Genomic DNA, 3,403 nt, shown 5'->3' on the forward strand with positions numbered 1-3,403 from the left:
GCTTCTAGGACGTCAGCCGGTGCTCCGCCTCCTTGCGCAACTGGAGGCGGTCCGTCTTGCCGTTCGCGTTGAGCGGCGGATCGGGGAGCGCCCACAGATGCGCCGGGAGCATGTACGGGGGCAGCCGGCGGGCCAGCTCGCGGGCCGCGTCCGTCAGCAGGCCCGCCGTGTCCTCGGTGACGACGAACGCCACCAGCACCGGGCTCGTCGCCCCGGGCACCGCCAGGACCACCGCCTCACGGCCGGGCAGGCAGGCCCGTACGGCCTCCTCCACCTCGGACAGCTCCACCCGGTAGCCGTTGATCTTGACCTGGCCGTCGCCGCGGCCCAGGTGCACCAGCGTGCCGTCGGGGCCGCGGCGCACCCGGTCGCCCGTGCGGTACCAGCGCAGACCCTCGTGCTCCAGGAAACGGTCCGTGTCGTTGGCCGGGTCGAGATACCCGTCGAACATCTGCGGCCCGGTGACGCACAGTTCGCCCGTGTCCCCGCCGACGCGGCCGTCCTCGAACAGCACGTACCGCAGGCCCGCGTTGGGCGTGCCGATCGGCACATTGCCCGTACCGGACGCGGGGGACCAGCGGAAACCGGTGCAGGCGATGGTGAGCTCGGTGGGGCCGTAGAGGTTGTCGACGGCCGAGGCGGGCGCGGCGGCGCTCCAGGCGGCCGCCACGTCCTCGGGCAGCGGCTCACCGCAGAAGACGGTGTGGCGCACCGACGGCAGCCGGCCCGGCGTCAGCAGCCCGTGCCCCCGCAGCGCGGCGGCCAGGCTCGGGGTCGACGTCCACACCGTGATGCCGTGGGCGCGGACCGAACGGGCGGGGTCGAGCGCCTGCAGCCGGTTGAGGACCGTCAGACAGGCGCCGCTCGCCCAGGCGCACCACACCTCGAACATCGACAGGTCGAAGGTCAGCTCGTAGACCTGCCCGAAGACGTCGTCCGGCCCGAAGTCGTAGCGCGGCAGCACCGACGTCAGGAACGCGGAGACGTTGCCGTGCCGGATCGGCACCCCCTTGGGGCGGCCCGTGGAACCCGACGTGAACAGGATGTACGCGAGCGAGTCGGGGCCCTCGGCGGGCGCCCGGTCGCCGTCCGGATCCGGCACCACCACAGGGGTTTCCGGGCCCGGCGCCGGCCACGTGTCGCGGCGCGGCGCGAGCACCACGAGCGGCTCGGCGGCCGCCGCGACGGCGTCCAGCTGGGCGGCGCCCGCGGGGTCGACGATCAGCGCGTCGAGCCCCGCCTCGGCGGCGATGCCCCGGTTGCGGTCCACCGGGTACTCCGGGTTGAGCGGCACGGCGGTGCAGCCCGCGTACAGCGCGGCCAGGAAGCCGAGGAGGCTCTCCTCGCTCTTCGTGGCCAGCACCCCGACCCGGCGCGGCGCACGCGCCCCGCCGTGCAGGGCGGCCGCCCAGCGCCGCGCGACCCGGTCCGCCTCGGTGTACGTCCAGGTCCGGGCGCCGATCCGCAGCGCTATGCCCGCCGGATTGCGGGCCAGACCGTCCAGGAACCAGTGGTGCAGCAGCTTGTCGCCGCTCATCGGCCGGAGCCGGAGAGCGAACTGACCAGGGCCCAGACCGTGCCGGGCGTCGTGAAGTTGGCGGGCGTTACCGCCTCGTCGGGCAGCGTCCCGTACCCGTCCTCGATGGCGCCGATCAGGCCCACCGTCGCCATCGAGTCCAGCCCGAAGGCGGCGAGCGGCAGGTCCTCCGTGAGGGGCGCGCCGGCGTCCAGGCCGGGCAGACGGTCCCTGAGCAGAGTCTCGAACTTCTGGTCCCACATGGGATGTCACCTCGTGAGGGTCGTCGGGGCGAAGGCCCCGGTCAGGCGCAGCGGCTCTCCAGATAGGCGGCGAGCCGGCGCCGGTCGATGATCAGGTGGGAGTCCGGGGTGACGTCGACCAGACCCCGGTCGCGGAACCCCTTCAGGAAGTGCCCGACGCGCGAGCGGGTGGTCCCGACCATGCCGGCCAGCTCCTCGTGGGTGATGCGCTCGGCGATGTGCGGGCGCCGCCCGTTGCCCCGGCCGAACTTGCGCGCGAGGTCCAGCAGGATCTCGCCGAGACGCTGCTCGCTGTCGACGGTCACCAGATGGGTGATCGACTGCTGCTGCTCGGCCAGGCGCCGGGTGAGGTGGTTGATGAAGTCGTCGACCATCCCGGCCGCGGTGATCGAGGACAGGAAGTGTTCGTAGGACATGCGGTGCACGACGCTGTCGCGCATCGCGATGGCGGACTCCTCGCGGATGCCGCCGAGCGAGCACAGCTCGCCGAAGATCTCGCCGGGGGTGTGGAGACGCAGCAGGCACTCCTTGCCCGAGCGGGAGAACATCACGGTCTTGATCTGACCGCTCTCCAAGAAGTAGACGTTCCGGTCCTGCCCGCCGCTGCTGTAGGCGCTCTGGTTGCGTCGCACCACGCAAACCGTCGTGTGCGGGGACTGCGCGCGCACGAAGTCACGCAGCCGGATGTCGAATCCGGTCGGAGCGGTGACATCCAGCAGATTCATCTGGCCTCCCGGTGCAGTCGGCACGTGACAATCACATTGCGACTTTATGAAAGGTCCTTCGAAGAACACTCGAGAGCGGATCCACACCGTCCACTCCGGACAGCGCCGTGCGCAGCGCGGTCATCAGGTCCTCCGGCGCCCCCTTGAGATAGAAGTGGTCGCCGGGGAACACCCGCAGCCGGAAGCCGCCGCTGGTCACCTCGCGCCAGCGGGCCACGGCGTGCGGGTCGGCGAGCGGATCGGCCGCCCCGGTGAACGCGAAGACCGGGCAGGTCAGCGCGGGGCCGGTCAGCCGGTCCGGCCGGTACGTCTCGTTGATCTCGTGGTCGGCCCGCAGCGGCGGCAGGAAGTGCCGCACCAGCTCCCTCTGGCGCAGGAGCTCGGGCGGGGTGCCGCCCAGGCGCGACACCTCGGCGAGGAACGCGTCCTCCGGCAGGTGGTGCACGGGCGGCCGGGTGTCGGGGACGAACGGCCCGCGCCGCCCCGACACGAGCAGTGCCGAAGGCGGCCTCGAGCCCCGTGCGAGCAGAGCTCTGGCGGTCTCGTAGGCCACGATCGAACCGAGACTGTGGCCGAACAGGACGTACGGCCGGTCCAGTTGCGGGGCGAGCTCCGCGGTGAGCTCCTCCACCAGCGGCCCCATCCGGGTGTGCGAGGCCTGCCGGGACCGGCGCTCGCGGCCGGGCAGCACGACGGGCCGCACGTCGACCCCGGGACCCAGCGCCTCGCGCCAGGGGTGGAAGAACGAGCTGCCGCCGCCCGCGTGGGCGAAGCAGAACAGTCGCAGGCCGCCGCCGTCCGACGCGGCCCGCGCGTCCTCGGCCCCGGCGGCCGTCCAGGTCACGGACACCGTCAACTCCTCGTCGTTCGGCGGGGGATGGGCGCACCGGCGCTCCGGG

The 3,403-nt window shown here is 72.8% G+C and carries 4 protein-coding genes; all 4 read right to left on the reverse strand.

Going from position 1 to position 3,403, the window contains the following annotated elements; all coding sequences use genetic code 11:
• Nucleotides 1-4: 4 nt before the first annotated feature.
• Genes ACIBTU_RS32405 through ACIBTU_RS32420 form a run of 4 tightly spaced genes read right to left on the reverse strand, consistent with a single transcriptional unit; the run spans nt 5 to nt 3,354 of the window.
• Nucleotides 5-1,537: a D-alanine--poly(phosphoribitol) ligase gene (locus ACIBTU_RS32405; RefSeq protein ID WP_399130235.1), complete on the reverse strand. Its 1,533-nt coding sequence runs from the start codon at nt 1,535-1,537 to the stop codon at nt 5-7.
• The gene (locus ACIBTU_RS32410; protein ID WP_399130236.1) at nt 1,534-1,779 is read right to left on the reverse strand and encodes an acyl carrier protein; all 246 of its coding nucleotides are present in this window, start codon (nt 1,777-1,779) and stop codon (nt 1,534-1,536) included. The genes ACIBTU_RS32405 and ACIBTU_RS32410 overlap by 4 nt, the downstream gene beginning before the upstream one ends.
• A 41-nt stretch (nt 1,780-1,820) precedes the next feature.
• Entirely contained in the window at nt 1,821-2,504 is a 684-nt protein-coding gene (locus ACIBTU_RS32415) for a Crp/Fnr family transcriptional regulator (protein WP_399130237.1), read from the reverse strand.
• Between the two features lie 31 nt (nt 2,505-2,535).
• On the reverse strand, nt 2,536-3,354 hold the full coding sequence (locus ACIBTU_RS32420) for a thioesterase II family protein (protein ID WP_399130238.1): 819 nt from the start codon (nt 3,352-3,354) through the stop codon (nt 2,536-2,538).
• Nucleotides 3,355-3,403 lie beyond the last annotated feature (49 nt).

It is taken from the genome of Streptomyces sp. NPDC050145 (genome assembly GCF_044460245.1).
Classification (GTDB): Bacteria; Actinomycetota; Actinomycetes; order Streptomycetales; family Streptomycetaceae; genus Streptomyces.

Bases quoted from the DNA above. Each gene is read 5' to 3' on its own strand.
- ACIBTU_RS32405 (WP_399130235.1), bottom strand. From the start codon at position 1,537: ATGAGCGGCGACAAGCTGCTGCACCACTGGTTCCTGGACGGTCTGGCC.
- ACIBTU_RS32415 (WP_399130237.1), bottom strand. From the start codon at position 2,504: ATGAATCTGCTGGATGTCACCGCTCCGACCGGATTCGACATCCGGCTG.
- ACIBTU_RS32410 (WP_399130236.1), bottom strand. From the start codon at position 1,779: ATGTGGGACCAGAAGTTCGAGACTCTGCTCAGGGACCGTCTGCCCGGC.